This window comes from Paenibacillus tuaregi, assembly GCF_900086655.1.
Lineage (GTDB): Bacteria > Bacillota > Bacilli > Paenibacillales > Paenibacillaceae > Fontibacillus > Fontibacillus tuaregi.
The window spans coordinates 2,481,758-2,499,905 of record NZ_LT575476.1; the positions used below are offsets into that span (position 1 = coordinate 2,481,758).

General features: G+C 48.9%; 14 protein-coding genes. 10 read left to right on the forward strand and 4 right to left on the reverse strand.

The window, feature by feature from the left end:
• Nucleotides 1-45 precede the first annotated feature (45 nt).
• Complete coding sequence (locus tag BN6628_RS11485; protein ID WP_068622218.1) at nucleotides 46-2,295, forward strand: type IA DNA topoisomerase; 2,250 nt, start codon at nucleotides 46-48, stop codon at nucleotides 2,293-2,295.
• 22 nt (nucleotides 2,296-2,317) lie between these two features.
• On the opposite strand, the gene BN6628_RS11490 is transcribed toward BN6628_RS11485, so the two are convergent.
• Both BN6628_RS11490 and BN6628_RS11495 read right to left on the reverse strand, forming a co-directional pair.
• Complete coding sequence (locus tag BN6628_RS11490; RefSeq protein WP_328586953.1) at nucleotides 2,318-3,091, reverse strand: HAD family hydrolase; 774 nt, start codon at nucleotides 3,089-3,091, stop codon at nucleotides 2,318-2,320.
• A gap of 59 nt (nucleotides 3,092-3,150) precedes the next feature.
• Nucleotides 3,151-4,068, reverse strand: a complete 918-nt coding sequence (locus tag BN6628_RS11495) for an ArsR/SmtB family transcription factor (protein WP_068617509.1) — start codon at nucleotides 4,066-4,068, stop codon at nucleotides 3,151-3,153.
• A gap of 176 nt (nucleotides 4,069-4,244) precedes the next feature.
• Between BN6628_RS11495 and BN6628_RS11500 the strand changes: the two genes are divergently transcribed.
• Genes BN6628_RS11500 through BN6628_RS25640 form a run of 5 tightly spaced genes read left to right on the forward strand, consistent with a single transcriptional unit; the run spans nucleotide 4,245 to nucleotide 9,551 of the window.
• Nucleotides 4,245-4,970 carry a phosphonate ABC transporter ATP-binding protein gene (locus tag BN6628_RS11500; protein ID WP_068617511.1) on the forward strand — a complete coding sequence of 242 codons (726 nt, stop codon included), beginning with the start codon at nucleotides 4,245-4,247 and terminating at the stop codon, nucleotides 4,968-4,970.
• A gap of 1 nt (nucleotide 4,971) precedes the next feature.
• The gene (locus tag BN6628_RS11505) at nucleotides 4,972-6,258 is read left to right on the forward strand and encodes a hypothetical protein (protein ID WP_068617513.1); all 1,287 of its coding nucleotides are present in this window, start codon (nucleotides 4,972-4,974) and stop codon (nucleotides 6,256-6,258) included.
• 33 nt (nucleotides 6,259-6,291) lie between these two features.
• Nucleotides 6,292-6,990: a response regulator transcription factor gene (locus tag BN6628_RS11510; protein WP_068617515.1), complete on the forward strand. Its 699-nt coding sequence runs from the start codon at nucleotides 6,292-6,294 to the stop codon at nucleotides 6,988-6,990.
• The gene (locus BN6628_RS11515) at nucleotides 6,987-8,423 is read left to right on the forward strand and encodes a sensor histidine kinase (RefSeq protein WP_068617517.1); all 1,437 of its coding nucleotides are present in this window, start codon (nucleotides 6,987-6,989) and stop codon (nucleotides 8,421-8,423) included. Before BN6628_RS11510 ends, BN6628_RS11515 begins: the two co-directional genes overlap by 4 nt.
• Nucleotides 8,424-8,456: 33 nt before the next feature.
• The gene (locus tag BN6628_RS25640; protein ID WP_082926882.1) at nucleotides 8,457-9,551 is read left to right on the forward strand and encodes a GNAT family N-acetyltransferase; all 1,095 of its coding nucleotides are present in this window, start codon (nucleotides 8,457-8,459) and stop codon (nucleotides 9,549-9,551) included.
• A gap of 194 nt (nucleotides 9,552-9,745) precedes the next feature.
• Here the strand turns inward: BN6628_RS25640 and BN6628_RS11525 are convergent, their stop codons facing one another.
• The gene (locus BN6628_RS11525; protein ID WP_068617520.1) at nucleotides 9,746-10,966 is read right to left on the reverse strand and encodes a glucose-1-phosphate adenylyltransferase; all 1,221 of its coding nucleotides are present in this window, start codon (nucleotides 10,964-10,966) and stop codon (nucleotides 9,746-9,748) included.
• A gap of 188 nt (nucleotides 10,967-11,154) precedes the next feature.
• Between BN6628_RS11525 and glgB the strand changes: the two genes are divergently transcribed.
• The 4 genes from glgB to BN6628_RS11545 all read left to right on the forward strand — a co-directional run bounded on the left by glgB (nucleotide 11,155) and on the right by BN6628_RS11545 (nucleotide 16,928).
• A complete protein-coding gene (glgB, locus tag BN6628_RS11530; RefSeq protein WP_068617522.1) occupies nucleotides 11,155-13,146 on the forward strand; it encodes a 1,4-alpha-glucan branching protein GlgB in 1,992 nt (663 codons plus the stop codon).
• Nucleotides 13,143-14,582, forward strand: coding sequence for a glycogen synthase GlgA (gene glgA / locus BN6628_RS11535; RefSeq protein WP_068617524.1), 1,440 nt, complete (start codon nucleotides 13,143-13,145; stop codon nucleotides 14,580-14,582). The genes glgB and glgA overlap by 4 nt, the downstream gene beginning before the upstream one ends.
• A 164-nt stretch (nucleotides 14,583-14,746) precedes the next feature.
• Nucleotides 14,747-16,219 (forward strand): ABC transporter substrate-binding protein/permease, encoded by a 1,473-nt coding sequence (locus BN6628_RS11540; RefSeq protein WP_454188893.1) that lies wholly within the window; start codon nucleotides 14,747-14,749, stop codon nucleotides 16,217-16,219.
• Complete coding sequence (locus BN6628_RS11545; RefSeq protein ID WP_068617528.1) at nucleotides 16,206-16,928, forward strand: amino acid ABC transporter ATP-binding protein; 723 nt, start codon at nucleotides 16,206-16,208, stop codon at nucleotides 16,926-16,928. The genes BN6628_RS11540 and BN6628_RS11545 overlap by 14 nt, the downstream gene beginning before the upstream one ends.
• A 488-nt stretch (nucleotides 16,929-17,416) precedes the next feature.
• Here the strand turns inward: BN6628_RS11545 and BN6628_RS11550 are convergent, their stop codons facing one another.
• Nucleotides 17,417-18,076: a TetR/AcrR family transcriptional regulator gene (locus BN6628_RS11550; protein WP_068617530.1), complete on the reverse strand. Its 660-nt coding sequence runs from the start codon at nucleotides 18,074-18,076 to the stop codon at nucleotides 17,417-17,419.
• Nucleotides 18,077-18,148: the final 72 nt, after the last annotated feature.

An 18,148-nucleotide genomic window follows, 5' to 3' on the forward strand; every position in this document is an offset into this window, starting at 1 on the left:
TCTTTTTTTGCCGAGAAGATCTTGGGAGAGGGGAAGCGTCTCACCATGAAAACGTTAGTCATCGCAGAGAAGCCGGATATGGGACGGACCATTGCCGCGGTCATTGAACCGAAGGCGAAGAATAACCGGTCTTATCTCGAGGGAGAGCAGTATATCATTACCTGGGCGATCGGGCACTTGCTGGGTCTTGCCGAGCCGGATGCTTATGATCCCAAATATAAACGATGGAACTTCGCGGATCTGCCGATTCTGCCGGAGCATTTCAAGATTGTGCCGAATCCGAAGACGAAGGATCAGCTCAAAATTATCGGGGATTTGGCCAAACGGGCGGACCGGATCGTAAATGCCTGTGATGCCGGGCGGGAAGGCCAATACATCTTCGCTTTGATCCAGCAGCAGCTTCGGTTGACCCAGCCAGTAAGAAGGCTGTGGATTTCCGATTTGACTGCGGAGAGTATAGCGAAGGGCTTTGCCGAGCTTAAGGACAGCTCGGAGTTCGCCAACCTAACTGTTGCCGCAAGGGCCCGCAGCGAGGCCGACTGGCTTGTGGGCATGAATGCCTCGAGAGCGTTCACTACCAAACATAAGGAGCTGCTGTCTGTAGGGAGGGTCCAGACTCCGGTTCTGGCTCTGATCTACGATCGGCAGAAAGAGATCGAAAGCTTTGATTCTCTCACGTATTACGAGATTAAAGCGGAATTTCATCAGGAGGACCGGGTATATTCCGGGTCCTGGCAGGGTGACCGTCTGACAGATAAGGAGAAGGCGGAGCGGATTGCGGGTAAGGTGAAGGGGAAGGAAGGCCGGATTACTGGGTACGAGGTTAAGGATACAAAGGAGTACCCCTACAAGCTGTACGATCTGACCCTGCTTCAGCGGGAAGCTAATGCGAAATACGGGTACTCTGCGAAGAAGACGCTCGATATCGCACAGGCGCTGTATGAGAAGCATAAAGTGATCACCTATCCGCGTACCAGCTCGAACTATGTTACGGAGCAGAATATTGAGGGGATGCACAAAGCTCTTCATATGCTGAAGTCTACAAGCTATCAGGAATTGGCTAACGGCGCCAGCCCTGGACTGGTACACAAAAATAACAAATCGGTTTGCAATCCTGCACGTGTGGAAGATCACCATGCGATTCTTCCAACTCTAAAACGGGCCGGCTCTTTAAGCGCGGAGGAGCAGAACGTGTATGATCTTGTGATCCGGCGGTTCCTATCCCAATTCTATCCCCCAGCTGAGTACAAACAGCACACGGTGCTTACTGAAGTTGAAAGCGAGATCTTTAAGACCAATGTTAAAGAACTGCTGTCGTTAGGCTGGAAGGTGTGCCAGGGAACCGAGGAAGGCCGTAAATCCGGTTCCAAAAGCAAGAAGAAGGATGAAGAAGAGGAAGCGGAGCAGCTTGTTAGTGAACCGTTCCAGGTGGACCCGGACAAGCCTGTAGTTTGCCGTAAAGCCGAGGTAAAAGAGAAGGCGACTCAGCCTCCTAAAGCCTATACAGAAGGTACGCTTTTGAAAGCGATGGAAAGCGCGGGCAAGCAGCTGGAGAATGAAGAGCTGCGGGATGCCATGAAAGATGCCGGCTTGGGTACGCCAGCGACCCGGGCCGCCACGATCGAACGGCTCAAGAAGGTCGGCTACATTACCATGCAGGGCAAGAAAATAACGGTCACGCAAAAAGGCCGGACCGCGGTTGAACTGATCCGCCATGCTGGAGTTGAGCTGTTGACTTCGCCGGAGATGACGGGCCAGTGGGAGCGGCGTCTGCACCAAATTTCACGGGGCGAGGCAGCCGGTGAGAAATTTATGGAGAACGTCAAGAAGTTTACGGTCTCCATTATTGATAAGGTGCGCTCGCAGCCCATGGCTCCGCCTTCCCGCTTCGAAGGGGAGGCGGAGCCTGCCGGCAAAGGGCGACAGGCCGGCGCAGCCAAACGGCCAGCATCGCAAGCAGGCTCCAGGATGGCCAGTCAAACCAAAGTTACGGCCACGGCGGGAGCTTCTTCATCCGTCCGTCAACCGCTTGGACCTTGTCCGCGGGCGGGGTGCGGTGGACAGCTGATTGAAGGCAAGAAGGGGTACGGATGCACCCATTTCAAGGCGGGGTGCGGATTCGTCATCTGGAAGGAGTTCTCAGGCAAGAAGGTTTCCCAGAGTATGTTGACCGCCCTGCTTGAAAAGGGTCAAACTCAGCTTCTGACTTTCAAGGATGGAGATATGGACTACAAGGCCCGCATCAAGCTGCTGGATCATGAGACAGGGCAGCTTGCCCTGGACAAAGCGGAATAAAATGAAACAAACGGACCCTGCTCTAAAGGGTCCGTTTGTTGGTGTTTGGTTTGACGCTGATGCTTTGCGCGATAATATCGGGGACTTCTTCGAGGGAGGATACGGTGTACATCGCGGTTGAAGGTTTATTCTTAAGCTCAACGACGTTGTAGGCCCACTCATTCGGAAGTTTGATATAGATCGTATTAATTCCAGCGGCTAGAGCGGGAATAATATCCGTCCGCAAACTGTTGCCAATCATCCAGGTATTGTCTCTGTCGAAATGGCGGGAGGACAGAATTTGCTCCAAGGCCTCCTGGTTTTTGTGCTGGCGGATATAAATCCGCTCCTGGAAATAAGCAGCCAGCTTCATTTGCTCGATCTTCCGCTGTTGGATCGCCTGCTCCCCGCCTGTATACAAGATCAGCTCGTGTCCTTGGCGGGTCAACACTTCCAAGGTCTCCACCATGCCTGGATAGGGTTCAATCTCTTGCTCATATACGCTCAGCCCAAGCTCCATCAGGTGGTTCTCCTCAGCAAGCTGAATGGGACGGCCGATTAATCTGGAGAAGTAGTGATAGGTCTCAATCAACGACAGAGGAAAGTGTTTGCTGGCAAATCCGGATTTCAGGACACCAGCCACATCAATCTCAATCTGCTTGTCCCGGATCTCTTTCCCGGTCAGGCGGTATTCCTGGAACCAATCCAGCATGATGTCGGTAAATCTGCTCAAAATCATTTCAAAATATTTGTTGCAGTGAATGAGGGTATCATCCATGTCAAAAATAATGTGCTGTCTTAACGTATAAGCGCTCAAAGCAGGGTGCTCCTCTCTTATGTAGATCTGATCTGCTTATTATATCAAGCTTAGCCGCGTTATATTTGGATGTAGGATTCCAGGAAAATCTGCAGCTCCGATATCCCATCGGGCCGGAGACAGAACTTCTCCTGATTATTTCCACCAAGATGAACCTGTAGAAGACCGGCTATTCTCAGCTGTCTTAAATGAACCATCAAATTCTCTTCCGACTCATTCAGAAACAGCTGTATCTCCGAGAGCGTCTTGGGCTCATTCGCCAGGTAACGAAGCAGACGAAGCCGTTCTGGCGCGGCTAATGCCCGGGTAAGACGCAGCAGGACGTTAGGTGCCTCATTTGGGTCCTCCAGCGGCAAATCCACAGGGTACTGAATCAGCAGCATATTGTTATAGAAGCAATACGTGTTGATGGGACGCAAGTGGATAATGGGAAGCAGGATAACCTGCTCAATTGGCAGCTCCTGAGGCACCACCAATCCGCCGGATGCATAATCGATCAGGCTTTCGGCTTCCATTTTATCAAGCAGCGTAAGTTTCTCAGCAGCGTCCTCTTCAAGAAGAGGAACGTATAGCGGTTCAATATCCTTAAAATAAACGTCATACCAGATATGAAGCAGGGGGACATAATTGTTGCGGATTAATGCTGATTTCTCGGGTGTTAGCCCTGGTATGTATTGTATGATCCTGCCGCACAACTGCTCTGGGCTGGATAGTTCCAGATCTTTGAGGAAGTCCAGGATTTCGTTGTTCCGACCGCGCTCCACCGCCCATGCGTACAGCACGTCATAATCATCAAATGGCCAGGAAGCCGCCTCTGCAAATGCAGCCCGGGTAGCTTCGTCAAGCCGTGATTCAATGGTGCTTATCCATTCCGGTCCCATATCCATATTACTTGTCCATTTGCGGACGACATGAACCAGGAAGCTTCCAAGCAGTTCGTAGACTGGAGATACGTCTACTTTTACATTATAAGCCATGTGAAAGGTAACCTCCCCAAATTGCTTTCTTTATCCATTATCCCCCTTGCGCCTGTGAGTTGTCCACTATAAACAATTGACCACCTGATTATTACCGCAGTTGCGATGCTTTCAAACAAGATAGAGATAAGATAGAATAAAGAATAGAGATTTAGGGGGATAAAGGAGAGCTGGGCATGATTGAAGTCAGTCAGTTGAACATCACTGTGGGTGCAGAGAAGAAGAAGATTTTGGAGGATATTAATCTGCAGTTTGAGCAAGGGGAAATGATCGGGGTAGTGGGTCCAAGCGGAAGCGGAAAAAGTACCCTTCTGCGCAGTCTTGCCCTGCGGATGCCCTGGAATTCAGGCAAATATGTGTTTGATGGCAAGGAGATCATTAAGTCTGGGGGAAGAGGCTCATCTAAGTTCCGGTCCAAATTTGCATATCTGGAACAGAACCCTGAGCTGAACATTCAGAAAACGGCATTGAAGAATGTGATAATTGGTCAGGCCGGCCAGACGCCACTGATCCGGAGGGTGACTGGTATGATTCGTTCGGATGATTACATGGGGGCCATGGATGAGCTGGAAAAATTCGGACTTCTGGATAAAGCGCACGTCAAAGCAGGCAAATTAAGTGGAGGCGAGCGGCAGCGGGTCGCCATTTGCCGGGCGCTCGTGCACGGGGCGAACCTGATCGCCGCGGATGAACCAGTAATTGGTTTAGATAAATTCGCAACTGAAAAGGTGCTTGATACGTTAAAGAATTTATGTAAGGAAGAAAAGGCAACGGTAATTACCGTTCTTCCACTGGAGCTTGCGGAGAAATACTGTACAAGGCTCTGGGGACTAAATCAAGGACGGCTGCAGTGGGATGTGACAGGGAGAAGACTGACCCAGGAAGAGAAGCAGCTGATATAGGATGAAAAGAGTGATTGGGTTGGTGAATGCAAGGTGGATATTTATCGCAGTAGGATGTTTATGTCTTGCTGTGTTAAGCGGCTGTGATCTTATTACCGATCCCAAATTGTTAATGAAGCCCCCTGAACTGTTATCGAGTCAGCAGTCATTGAGGAGTGCGGTGGATGCCTATACTCCGCAGGAGATGAGGCTGCAGACGAGGGACGGGAATTCGATCAGCTCGATTCAGACGGCAGATCTTAACAATGACGGCAATTTGGAAGCAGTTGTATTTTTTGAAAGTTTGAAAGGGGACCGCAACGCACAGGGCATGATTCTTGAAGAAGAGGGTAATGCGTGGGTTGTCAAACAGAAATTCGAGGCGGCAGGCAAGAATCTGTTGTCTCTGGAGTATAAGGATCTTAACCATGACGGGAAGAAGGAGATCATAGCTGCCTTCGGGGTGGTAGATCCAACGGACCCGAACACACTTGCTGTTTATGCGTATAACGGAGGCCAGGTGGAGAAGATTCTGCAGGCTCCTTACACCATTTACTTGTTGGATGACTTGAACAATGATGATCTCGTCGAACTGACCACAGTTGCTTTTAAGCAAAATGATTACAATACGGTGACCTGTTATCAGATCAAGGCTAACAATCAAGCCGAGCCGTTGGACCAGCTTGAATTAGGCAACAACATCAACGGATATTTGAATGCGATAGCCGGTAAGGTCACGAAGAACAAGCACGGGATTATATTGGATGCTTCGTATTTGACGCATTCCGCTTATTCCACTCTGATTGTGTTAAATAATAACAAGCTTGTGAATGTCATCGATCAGGATGACAACCTGAACGATATGCCTATCCGCAGCTCGGACGTTAATGACGACGATATTCTGGAGATGGGAAGGCTTCGTGTCCCTCCCGGGTGGGAGAAGGTCATCCTTGATAAACCTCCGCGTTTTCTGGATTATTATCAATGGGATGAGACCGTACCTTCGGAAGATCTCAAGAACATGAAGTTAATTAAGGAGCAGTACCTCGATCCTGAGGGGCGGTTTGTGTTTAATTTCCCGGATGATCTCAAGAACAAGATTACGCTGGACCCGAATTCCGTTATGGACCAATATTTGCGGTTTGTGAAGTTGAGTGATAACGAGCAGGTTGCGGAGATCAAATTCATACCGGCATCTCAGTGGGAAAGCTCTAAGAACGAATGGTCCATGCTGAAGCGCGATAACGACCAGATTATTGCGTACAAGACGAATTATGGCTCAGATATGATCAAGAAAAATATAAGATAGTGATTTGTTTCTATATAGAGAGGATGTTATGTGTTGAGTAAAGTACTTATTCTGGAGGATGAGGAGTCCATCCGCAGCTTTATTGTCATCAATCTGAAACGCAACGGATTTGAAGTATTGGAAGCGGCCGACGGCCATGAAGCCTTGAGCAAGCTGACCAGCGTTCCGGACATCGATATTGCACTTCTTGACGTGATGGTGCCGGGCATCGACGGTTTCGAAGTCTGCCGGCGCATCCGGGAGACGAATGAGAGGATCGGCATCATTTTCCTCACAGCCAAGGTTCAGGAGCAGGATAAAGTGTATGCCTTGTCCGTAGGGGCGGACGACCATGTCAGCAAGCCCTTTAGTCCTACGGAGCTGATCGCCCGTATTCATTCCCTGCTCCGGCGGGTTAATGTATATAGAGAGACCAGTGCCAAGGTATCTTTCACCTCTGGTCCTTTCACGCTGGATCTGATTACCAAGCAGTTTAAGAAGGATGGTACCATGATTGAGCTGACTCCAACGGAGTTCTCGCTCATTCAATATTTCCTGGAGAAGGAGAACACCCCTCTTAGCAGGGATCAGCTTCTGGATCATGTATGGGGCAAGGAGTATATGGGAGATCCTAAGATTGTAGATGTGAACATCCGGAGAATCCGGCAAAAGATTGAGACGAACCCGTCTGATCCGGCCTATTTGCAGACGGTTTGGGGACACGGCTATAAGTGGAAGGGCGAGGGTCAATGATCAGCAAAGGGATCGGTCGTCAGATCGTTCTTCACTATTTTATCGTAGTATTTATGACCCTTCTATTGGTCGAAATTATCTTCATGTTTGCCATCCGGACTTATTATTATGATAGTGTGTACAGCCATATTGCCAATCATGCCGCAATGGTAACGGACAATTATAACAATACCAATACGGAGAATACGGAAAGTGAGAACCTTAAGTATTACCGGGATATCCTGAACCGGTTTGCCTTGGCTAGTACGGAGCTCCAGGTCCTTAACCGCAAAGGTGACGTCTTGATCACCAACAGCTCTTTCCAGCCGGATCAGCCGGTTCAGACCAGTGACTTAACCCAAGCGCTGACGAATAACATTGGCAAATGGATTGGCCGTGAACCGGGGACCGGAGAAATGGTTATGGCTGTATCGAGTCCCATACAGGTGATGGGGGAGAACAAATATGTCATAAGATATATCACATCCATGGAGCCGATTAACTCCAAGCTATTGAATATTACCCTGCTTGCGGCATTGGTTGGTGTGGTGATTCTTGCGGTAGTTCTGCTGTTCAGCATGGGACTTGCCAATTCGATCGTTAAGCCGATCAATAACATCAGGGCGGTATCCGCTCAGCTGGCGCGTGGTAAATTCGATGTCCGCGTTAAGGGTGAATATAAATATGAGCTTGGCGAGCTCGCCAGCACGCTGAACTATATGGCCCAGGAGATCGTGCGCGGCAATCAGATAAAGGATGATTTCATCTCATCGATCTCGCATGAGCTCAGGACTCCGCTAACGGGGATTAAGGGTTGGAGTGAGACGCTGACTTCGGGGGGCTTCGATCCGGAGGAGACGAAGATTGGGATGCAGATTATCGCGAAAGAGACGGACCGGCTGATTGGGCTTGTAGAGGAAATGCTGGATTTCTCGAAGCTTCAACAGAATGAAATGAAGCTGGTCATCGGCCATGTTAACCTGAAGGAGATTCTTCAGGAGACGATGCTGAATGTCTGGGCTAAGGCTGAACAGAAGCGTATTAAGATTAAGCTGGATGAACATACCGAGAAGACAGTCATGGTCTTAGGCGATGGTAACCGGCTCAAGCAGGTGTTTCTGAACCTGGTGGATAACGCTATTAAGTTCTCTACGGAGGAGTCCTGGATTCATCTGGATATCAGCGTTAAGGACGAATGGGCGGTTGTTGAGGTTATTGATAGTGGAATCGGGATTAGTGAGGAACATTTGCGCCGCGTGAAGGACCGTTTCTTCCAGGTTAACCATCAAGGTGGGGGAACAGGCCTGGGACTTGCGATAAGTCAACAGCTGGTCGAGCTGCATAACGGGGACATGGAGATGCGCAGTGAACTTGGAGTCGGAACCACGGTGAGTGTACGGCTGCCGCTGCTGGATGAATTAAATAAGGAAGAGGATGAGCTATCCGTTATGTAATGTGTACGATTCGGGAGAAGAGGATGATCTGTCATGAGCAAGCCTACAGGAGTGCTGAAACTGCCAGACCAACAGTTCGATATTCACCTGGCAGAACGAGAAGACGCTGATCTGATTTGCCAAATGTTGATTGAAGCCGCAGAATGGATGATCTCGCAAGGTATTTATCAATGGACACCCGAACAATTTACAATGGAAGAGATATTGTCTTATTTCGAGTATAGGGAAATCTATATCGTATACGCTCAGACTCAGCCTGCAGCCATGTTTACATTACAGCAGAGCGACCCCGATTATTGGGGAATGCGAAATTCCAGAGGATACAACTATTTGCACCGCCTTACAGTGAGACGGGCCTATAGCAGTGGGGGCCTTGGCGCCCGTATTGTGGAGTGGGCCTCGAACCGTACGCGTGAGAATGGCGGCAAGGGTCTGCGCCTCGACTGTTTAGCCCAGAACTTGAAGCTGAACAGCTTCTATCAACGCCTGGGCTTCCGCTACATGGGGACCGCCCTGAAGAATGGACGTGAATATAATCTGTATGAGCAGTGGGAATTCAGGGCTCCAGTACGGGACCCCGATCTGGTGGACTTTGTATATTTCAATGACCGGGATTTCCACCTGCTTCAGCGGTGGTCGGCTTCCGAAGCTTTTCAGCTGCAGTGGGCGGGAGGGAACTGGTCGTATCCATTGACAGAAGAAGACATGCGCACTTATATGGAAGGCGCAAATCTTCCCTGGAAATCAGATAAGCTGATCTTCAAAGTCATACACAGGGACAGCGGGGAGAGTATCGGTCATATCAGCTTATCACAGATTGACCGGAGGAACCGGTCCGCACGGATCAGCCGGGTCATTCTTGGAGATCCGGATTACCGGGGACGGGGAATTGGCAAGGCGATGATTGTGGAAATGTTGAGGATTGGATTTCAGGCACTGAATTTGCACCGGATTACGCTGGGGGTATTTGATTTTAACAAGCCGGCTATCCAGCTGTACCTGTCTGCAGGATTCAGAAAGGAAGGCCTGATGCGGGAGAAAACTCTTTACCGCAATGAGTACTGGAGTATGCTCGAAATGAGCATGCTTCGCAGGGAATGGGAGGAGCTGTACCAGGAAGAACCGTAAGCTCCGATGAATCAATGTTATCCTCAACACACAAAAGAAGCGGATCTGCGGATCCGCTTCTTTTGTGTGTTGAGATGAAACCTTGTGCGTAGAAACAATGAGCATAATTTTAGGAATACAGTTGTGTAACCAAACAGGGAAGGAACTTGCCAAGAAAAAAATAAAAATGGACCCGAAGGTCCATTTTTCATGCTTTAAGATGACATGCCACCAGCGCGGAGACGGCTTGCGCTGTCATAAACTTCTTTAAGCAATCTGGCCGGTTGAGGTCTGACAGCGGGTTTAGCCACCACGGTCTCTCCAGGTCCGATGACCATGATTTCGTTCATTGTGCCCTTGATCACCGCTCCGTCCTTAATCACAGCACCTTCTCCGATAATCGCCCGTTCAATGACCACGTTCCGGCCGATTTTCACATGGGGCATGATAATACTGTCTTTGATTTTACTGAAGCGCCCAACTTCGGTTCCACCGAACAACACCGAACGTTCCGAGTAGCCGTCAAGGGTGCAGTTATCATGGATCAGGCAGCCGCTGGACTGAATCCCGCGGTGTTTGGCTGCAACTTTTCTAACCGCCTTTTCGTTCGTGTACATCGGCCATGCTTCGTTGTGAAGCTTCCAATCGTTGGACTCATCAAGCAGGTCCATGTGTGCTTCCCATAAGCTGTCTACCGTACCTACATCACGCCAGTAGCCTTTGAATTCAAAAGCATAAAGCGATGTGATTCCGGCAAGCATGTTAGGGATTACATCTTTACCAAAGTCATGGGACGATTCCGGGTTCTTCGCATCCTCGATCAGATGCTGTTTCAAATAATCCCATTTAAAAATATAAATTCCCATGGAAGCCAGGTTGCTTTGCGGTTCCTCCGGCTTCTCGGCAAACTCGGTAATCCGGAATTCCTCATCGATGGACATGACTCCGAACCGGTGAGCTTCATTCCAAGGTACAGGCATAACCGAGATGGTAGCTGGAGCGCCGCTGCTCACATGGAATTCAAGCATTTCCCGATAATTCATATGATAAATATGATCGCCAGACAAAATCAGCACGTTCTCAGGATTCTGCGCATCGATGTACTCGATATTCTGATAAATCGCATCGGCGGTTCCAGCGTATTCCTCAGAACCTGTATTGTAAGATGGGAGAAGTGTGATCCCGCTTTGGCCTTCCTGCTTAAGGCCCCAAGCATCTCCTTCTCCGATATGTGAGTGAAGTGATTCCGCCTCGTATTGGGTAAGTACACCAATTGTATCAATACCTGAGTTAACACAGTTACTGAGAGGAAAATCAATTATTCTGTATCGACCACCAAACGGCACGGCCGGTTTGGCCTGCTTGGACGTAAGTGGGGATAATCTGCGACCCTCTCCTCCGGCCAGCAGCATGGCAATGCATTCTTTCTTGTTCATTACGTTTCCCTCCCAAGGATTATGTCAGTGTAGTACTTAGTAAACGAAATGGGCTACAGTTGAAACTATTTTATTGTTAATTCCATGAAAAATTACAATTTTATTTTCCTGCAGGAATTTGTTAATTCATTCGTGTATGATTGGGGTAATAAACTAAGTGGACTATGTTTAAATAAGGCGGTGGAGAGTTGTCAGAGAACATCAATCAGCAAAATGCAATTTCGCCTCTGGATGTATACTTGTTCCATGAAGGAACCTTATACCGCAGCTACCGTTCTCTAGGGGCCCATCTTACAGTTGAGGAAGGAATCCCTGGTGTCCGGTTTACGGTGTGGGCACCCCATGCGCTGCAAGTTAGCCTTGCTTCTGACTTCAATCATTGGAAGGGAGAGAACGATCCTTTGTATAGGATGCCCGATTCGGGGCTTTGGACTCGCTTTTTCCCGGGAATTGCAGAAGGAACATTTTACAAGTATGAAATTACAGGCCCGGATGGCAAGACCTTCTTGAAAGCAGATCCCTATGCCTTCCATGCTGAAGTAAGACCGGCAACAGCGTCTGTGGTGCAGTCGCTTGAGGGATATTCCTGGAATGATGCCTCCTGGCGGCGCAAGAACCGAGCTCCATATCAGAAGCCGATGAATATATACGAAATTCATTTTGGCACCTGGCGGCAGAAGGAGGACGGCTCCTTTTACACGTACCGTGAAATGGCCGATCTGCTGATTCCTTACATACAAGAAATGGGCTACACGCATATTGAAATTATGCCCCTGGCCGAACATCCTTATGACTTGTCATGGGGATACCAAATTACCGGATATTTCGCTCCGACGAGCCGTTACGGCAGCCCGAAGGACCTTATGTACTTTGTGGACCGCTGCCATCAGGCGAACATCGGGGTGATTCTGGACTGGGTACCAGGCCACTTTACACGGGATGATCACGGCCTCCGATTGTTTGACGGAACCCCGCAGTTTGAATACTCGGACCCCAGAAAGGCCGATAAGCCGGGATGGGGGACACTCAGCTTCGACTTCGGCAAGCCGGAAGTCCGCTCTTTCCTGATCTCCAATGCCCTGTATTGGATGGACATGTATCACTTTGACGGGCTCAGGGTGGATGCGGTCACAAGTATGGTTCGGCTTGACTTTGAGAAGGGTGAGGGTCAATACGTGCCGAATGAGCATGGCGGTTACGAGAACCTGGAGGCTGTTGCGTTCCTGCAGCAGCTGAATGAAGCGGTATTTCAGCACTATCCGCACGCGCTCATGATGGCTGAGGAATCCAGTGCGTGGCCGCAGGTGACTTCTCCGGTTCATGATGGAGGCCTCGGCTTCAACTACAAATGGAACATGGGCTGGATGAACGACACACTTGATTATGTGGAGACGGACTTTTATGACCGGCCGCAGCACCATAATCTGCTCACGTTCCCGATCGTGTATGCTTACTCCGAGAACTTTACACTGCCCTTATCCCATGATGAGGTTGTGCACGGTAAGAAATCCCTGCTTGATAAGATGCCGGGCAATTATGAAGAGAAATTCGCCGGCCTCCGTGTGCTCCTCGGGTACCAGCTTACGAGCCCGGGAAAGAAGCTTCTGTTCATGGGTGGTGAGTTCGGGCAGTTCATCGAGTGGAGAGATCAGGGCGAGCTCGACTGGTTCTTGCTGAACTATGAATCCCACCGCAAGATGCTTAAGTATACTGCCGACCTCAATCACTTCTACCTGCAGCAAAAAGCGCTATGGGAGCAGGATCATACCTTTGAGGGATACGAGTGGATATCGCCGCATGATGCTTCCCAGAGTGTCATATCTTTCTTCCGAAAGGGAAAGAGGGCGTCAGACAGCGTGATGGTGATCATTAACTTCCAGCCAGTTCTCAGAAATAATTACAGGGTTGGCATTGCCAAACCAGGCACGTATGAGCTCGTGTTCAATAGTGACTCCATAGAATATGGAGGTATGGGCTTGATTGATACCACTTCCGTGAAATCCGAGAAGATTTCGTGGCACGGACAGCAGAGCAGCCTGGAGCTTAAAGTGCCGCCGCTTAGTATAACCATATGGAAGAAGCAAGGCCGTGCAGTGAAAAAGCAGGATACCCCGCCGAAGGCTTCCAAACAGGAGCCGCCAAAAGGGCGGAAAACGACCCAAAGGAGGAAGACTACGTGAAGATTTTGTTTGCAGCTGCGGAAGCCATTCCATTTGTCAAAACGGGCGGGCTCGCGGATGTTATCGGTGCGCTTCCAAAGGCACTGCTTAAAGCTGGCCACGATGTAAGAATCGTGATGCCGAAATATAAAATTATGCCTGAGAAGTACCGGTCTCAGCTTGAAACGGTGAATATTACAGAGGTTCCCCTTGCCTGGAGGTCCCAGTATTGCGGGATCGAAAAGCTGACTTTTGAAGGAATACCGGTCTATTTCATCGATAATGAATTTTATTTCGGGAGAGACGGGATTTATGGATATGGGGATGATGGAGAGCGGTTTGCATTCCTGAACCGCGCAGTTCTGGAGATCCTGCCGTATATTGATTTCTATCCGGACGTTCTTCATTGTCATGATTGGCATACTGCTCTGATTCCGGTGTTCTTGAAGCATCATTATTCACATAACCCGTCATATCAAGCCATCAAAACCGTGTTCACGGTACATAACCTGCTCTACCAGGGCATCTTTCCCTATGAGGTGCTTCCTGATCTGCTGGATCTCCCGCATGATTATTTCACCCCGGACGGACTTGAGTATTACGGCAATGTGAATTATCTTAAGGCAGGCCTAGTGTATGCAGACCACGTTACCACCGTAAGTCCAACCTATGCGGAGGAAATCAAGACCGAGCACTATGGTTATGGCCTGGATGGGCTGCTTCGCTCGCTTGGCGGGCGCTTGTCCGGGATTGTTAACGGCATAGATACCAAGCTGTACAATCCGGCAACAGATGCGGAAATTATCGCCCGGTACCGAACAAGCCTCAGCAAGAAGAGGGAGAACAAGCCTGCACTGCAGCAGGAACTTGGGCTGCCTGTTGACCCGGACATCCCGCTGATTGCGATGGTGACACGGCTCGTGGATTCCAAGGGCTTAGAGCTGGTGCGAAGAGTTCTTGATGAGCTGTTGTATTTTGATAATGTGCAGGTGGTTGTCCTTGGCACAGGGGATCATGAATATGAGCAGTGGTTCAGGGAAGCGGCTGGCCGCCATCCGCAGAAGCTGTCCGCACAGATCAAATTCAATGATGGCCTGTCCCGCCGGATTTACGCAGGAAGTGACATCTTCCTGATGCCTTCGAAGTTCGAGCCGTGCGGCATCAGCCAACTGCTGGCGCTTCGTTATGGCAGCATTCCTGTGGTCAGAGAGACGGGAGGTTTGAACGATACGGTTCATTCTTTTAACGAGTTTACGGGGGAAGGCAATGGCTTCTCGTTCAACCACTTTAATGCACATGACATGCTCTACACGATTCGCAGAGCGGTCCATATGTATCATGAGCCTGGCCAATGGAAGAAGGTGGTACGGAACGCTTTTGCTGGAGATTACAGCTGGAATGTGTCTGCGGACGAGTACCTTGAGATCTATAGAAGATTGACGGGGATAACAGAATAAACTTGTCAACCGACGGCATCCTAAAGGGATGCCGTTTTTGTGTTTGAAGTGGTGTGATTTTCCACTGAAGAAAAAAGGAATTGTTATATTGCATAATAATACATGATGATTTATAATGACTCAGTCCTACATTGATTAATTGACTATTATAAAGGCAAGGGGAGATAACAAAATTGAGAAAATTACACATGACGATCATTGCCCTGCTGATCTTCGGATTATCCTGGACGGGTATAATTCAGCCCGTTCACGCGGAATCTGGCACAGGGGCTGTTGAAACGAAGAAGACCATTGTACTGGGAACCAGTGCCGACTTTCCTCCTTATGAGTTCCATAAGATGATTAATGGGGAAGACCAGATTTTAGGGTTTGATATCCAGATCGCCAAGCAGATTGCCGCGGACATGGGGGCCGAGCTTAAGATTGAAGATATGAGCTTTGACAGTCTGCTGCCTGCCCTCACGAGCGGTCGTGTCGACTTCCTGATCTCGGGAATGAACCCAACGCCGGAACGCAGAAAGAGTATCGATTTCTCAGATGTCTACTACCGTGCCAATCAATCCATTATGGTTCGTAAGGAAGACAAAGATAAATATAACACGATGGATACGCTGAAAGGCGCAAAAATCGGGGTTCAGAAGTCCTCCCTGCAGGAGGAAATTGGACAAAAAATTGAGGGAGCCAAGCTTACATCCCTGGATAAAGTTTCGGATATTCTGATGCAGCTGCAGACCAAACGTGTCGATGCGGCGATCATTGAAGGTCCCGTGGCCAAGGCCAACTTAACCGAGGCGTTCGCGATTACTGATGCCGTGCCTGAAGTGGAAGATTACGGTTATGCCATCGGTGTGAAGAAAAATAATCCCGAGCTGCTCAATAGCATTAACAATACGCTTGCCCGTTTAACCAAAGAAGGTAAGGTAGAGCAATTCGTTAATGAAGCAAGCGCCATGGTAAATGGTAAGCAAGCTTCCAAAGACACCTTCTCTTTCTTCTGGGACTATAAAGAATATTACATTGCGGGAATTAAATATACGCTGCTGCTCTCTGCACTTGGCGTGTTGTTTGGTTTTATTATTGGTCTGTTCATCAGCCTTCTGCGCATGAATAAGCTGGCCGTTCTTCGCTGGATTGGAGTAGCCTATATTGAAATTCTTCGCGGTACGCCAATGCTGGTTCAGCTTCTGATCATACATTATGGCTTTGCGCTTACGTTCGGCATCGAATTCACGGCGCTGGAGTCCGGGATTATTACCTTGTCCATCAACAGTTCTGCCTATCTGGCCGAGGTGTTCCGTGCGGGTATTCAAGGCGTTGACAAAGGCCAGAGCGAAGCTGCCCGGTCTCTCGGTATGACGAGCAGCCAGGCGTTCCGGTATATCATTTTGCCACAGGCGATTAAGAATGTTCTGCCGGCGATAGGGAATGAGTTCATTACGATTATTAAAGAATCTTCCATCGTCTCCTTCATCGGTGTGGCCGATCTGATGTTCCAAGCCCAGGTAGTGCGGGGCATTTCGTTTGCGGGTCTGAATCCGCTGCTCGTGGCCGCCGTGATCTACTTCATCATGACATTTGGACTCTCTAAACTATTGGGTGTACTGGAAAGGAAGCTGAGAACTAGTGATATCCATTAAAAATTTGCATAAATCGTACGGCAAGCTGGAAATTCTCAAAGGCATTGATGCGGAAATTAAGAAGGGGGAGGTCGTTGTAGTCATTGGCCCGAGCGGCTCCGGCAAAAGCACCTTTCTCCGCTGCCTTAATCTGCTCGAGCAGCCAACCGCAGGAGAGATCCGCTTCGAGGGGGAACTGATTACCGACCCTAAGCATAACCTCAACGCAACCCGTGTGAAGATGGGCATGGTCTTCCAGCAGTTCAATTTGTTCCCGCATAAAACGGTGCTGCAAAACATCACTTTGGCCCCTCTTAAGGTTAAAGGGCTTAGCAGTGATAAAGCCGAGAGCATTGCCATGGAGCTTCTGCGCACCGTTGGTCTTGAGGACAAGAAGGATGCATATCCGTCCCAGCTGTCCGGTGGACAGAAGCAGCGCATTGCCATTGCAAGAGCACTCGCTATGGAGCCGCACGTCATGTTGTTTGATGAGCCTACCTCTGCACTCGATCCTGAGATGGTCGGCGAGGTATTGGATGTCATGAAACGATTGGCTGAGAAGGGAATGACCATGGTTATTGTCACTCACGAGATGGGCTTTGCCCGGGAAGTGGGGGACCGGATTCTTTTCATGGACCAGGGTAAAATCATTGAGCAAGGCACACCAGAAGTCGTACTCGGCACACCAACACATCCAAGGACTCAGGATTTCCTAAGTAAAGTGCTATAACTTTAGCCCTGTTATAAACCGGCTAATGGTATGTCAGATCTGACTTTTTACTCGAAAATACGAAAGTGAGAAAAAAAGCTTCCTTGTCATAGGAAGCTTTTTTCTTTATCAACGGAGCAAGCGCGTCAACTTTGAGGATGATATAAGATCCGAATACTCCATATTAGCGAATCCGGTAAACTACACGCCACAAGCTTGGTTGTGCCGGACAATATTTTGAATCGGATTATGCAAAATCGCGCCAGAGGCCAGAACTCTGAATTTGTATCCGCTCAAGGAATTGGTGTTCAGTTGCTTGATGAAGGTATACTGTGTTCCAAACGTTAATCGCATTGACGATAAATTCAATGCACTTGCCCGTTGGGCTGTTGTTGCAGCCCAGGTTCTTGCAACTCGCCATGTATGCCGAAGATGATGGCTCTGGCGCCAATGCGTTCATAGCTTCCCTGAATGACCTTTGTATTAATATAGTGAAGCAAAATCGACGATCAGTAAGATACTTGATTTTCCTTTTGAACGATGTGTTGTCCATAAGCGCAAAGAAAGACGCGTACGCCATCAGTGATGATACGTTTGGTTTGTTCTTCATCCAATGTCTCTGTTCTTCTAGGTTGATTAAATACCAATAAAAACGTTAATGCAGCAAAGTGCTTTGTAGCCATCTCCGGATCGGGCACATTGAGCAAGCCTGTTTGTCCAAACTCTGTAAACCTCTTGATAATCCCTTTTTCCGTCGCGTTATCCAGACTTACTAAAAACGAGGCTGGTAGGTTGGCGGCTTCCACCATAACCAGACGGTTCAAAGCGGTGTAGTCGGACGAACCGTTCGCAGAAGCTACGACTTGTTCGCAAAATAAGATGAGTGCCTGCTCCAGATCCTCGAATTCGCAGAGGTGGTCTGAAATCCCTTGCTCTATCATGTCTAGAACTGCCGAACTAGTTTCTTCCACAACGGCAAGCAGTAAATTCTGTTTATCGCCAAAATAATCATAAACTGTCCGTTTGGAAACCTCCGCTTTAGCTGCGACCGCATCCACGCTGGAACGATTAAATCCATCCGAAAGAAACAGGTTTCGTGCCGCCGCAATAATTTTAGCTCGTTTGTCTGAAGAGCCTTTTCTGATTTTCTTGTTTTCCGTATTATCCATACTTACGTTCTCCCCTTATGAGCATTATCAGAAATCGGTTAGAGTTACGCTTTACAAACTACACTGCACGGT